Raw genomic sequence first — 1,418 nt, forward strand, 5'->3', positions numbered from 1 at the left:
GGTCAAGTCCCTGGTAGTGGTGTAACTCGTTTCTGATCCTTCGTTGGTGATCAGGCGGGAAGTTGCATCAGGTCGTCTGTGGCTACCTCCGTCGTTGGGCTGGTGTCGGTGTTCAGGGTGAGGCGGCAGCGGTTGAGGACTTCCAGTCCGAGGTACCGACGTCCTTCGGCCCATTCGTCTGTCTGCTCGGCCAGCACCGCGCCGATGAGACGGACGATGGCATCGCGGTTGGGAAAGATCCCGACGACGTCGGTCCGGCGTCGGATCTCTCGGTTGAGTCGTTCGGTGGGGTTGTTCGACCAGATCTGCCGCCATACATCGTCGGGGAACACGGTGAAAGCGAGCAAGTCCTCACGGGCGTCGCCGAGGTGGTCGGCGACCTCGGGCAGGCGGTCTTCGGTGTACTCCAGGAGACGGTCGAACTGGGCGTGCACCGCTTCTGCTGTGGGTTGGTCGTAGACGCTGTGCAGCATCGCCTTGACTGCCGGCCACATCGATTTCGGGCACACACCCATGAGGTTCGCCGCGTAATGGGTACGGCAGCGTTGCCAGGCCGCGCCGGGCAGGTTCGCCGCGATCGCCTCGACCAGGCCGGCATGAGCATCGGAGGTCACCAACCGTACCCCGCCCAGACCGCGAGCCACGAGGTCGGCAAAGAAGGTGTTCCACGAGGCCTTGGATTCGCTGGTGGCGACCTGCATGCCCAGGACTTCGCGGTGACCGTCACCGTTGACGCCGGTGGCCAGCAGGACCGAGGCCTTGACGACCTGCTTGTTTTCTCGGACTTTGATTGTCAGGGCGTCGGCGGTGACGAAGGTGAAGGGGCCGGCCTCGTCGAGGCGTCGGTGGCGGAATGCGGCGACGTGTTCGTCAAGGTCGGTGGCCATGCGGGAGACCTGAGACTTCGACAGGGAGTCGATGCCCAGGGTCTTGACGAGCTTGTCCATGCGGCGGGTGGAGACTCCGGCGAGGTAGCAGTCGGCGACGACGGTAATCAGGGCGGATTCTGCTCGTTTGCGGCGTTCGAGGAGCCACTCGGGGAAGTAGGTTCCCGACCGTAGTTTCGGTACCGCGACATCGACTGTGCCGACGCGGGTGTCGAGAGGTCGGTGCCGGTATCCGTTGCGGGAGTTGGTTCGCTCCGGTGAGCGGTGGCCCCATTCGGCGCCGCAGACGGCGTCGGCGTCGGCGGAGAGCAGTGCGTTGATCATGGTTTGCAGCAGTTCGCGCATCAGGTCCGGGGATGCGTCGGTCAGCGCTTGGCTCAACAGGCCGGATGGGTCGACAATATGAGGTGCGGTCATCGTGATGACTCCGTTCGAGGATTCTGTGGAAGGTTGACTCGAAGGATCACACGGTGACCGCTCTCGTACCGAGCAGCTGGTCACCGCGGTTACACCACTCTAAGGGGCACTACC

Annotated in this window: 1 protein-coding gene; it reads right to left on the reverse strand. The window is 63.8% G+C overall.

Annotated features, from left to right (window positions below; genetic code table 11):
* Positions 1 to 50 precede the first annotated feature (50 nt).
* Positions 51 to 1,304: an IS256 family transposase gene (locus tag AAFO60_RS20765; RefSeq protein WP_347958144.1), complete on the reverse strand. Its 1,254-nt coding sequence runs from the start codon at positions 1,302 to 1,304 to the stop codon at positions 51 to 53.
* Positions 1,305 to 1,418: the final 114 nt, after the last annotated feature.

This window comes from Gordonia aichiensis, from assembly GCF_039946255.1.
Classification (GTDB): domain Bacteria; phylum Actinomycetota; class Actinomycetes; order Mycobacteriales; family Mycobacteriaceae; genus Gordonia; species Gordonia aichiensis_A.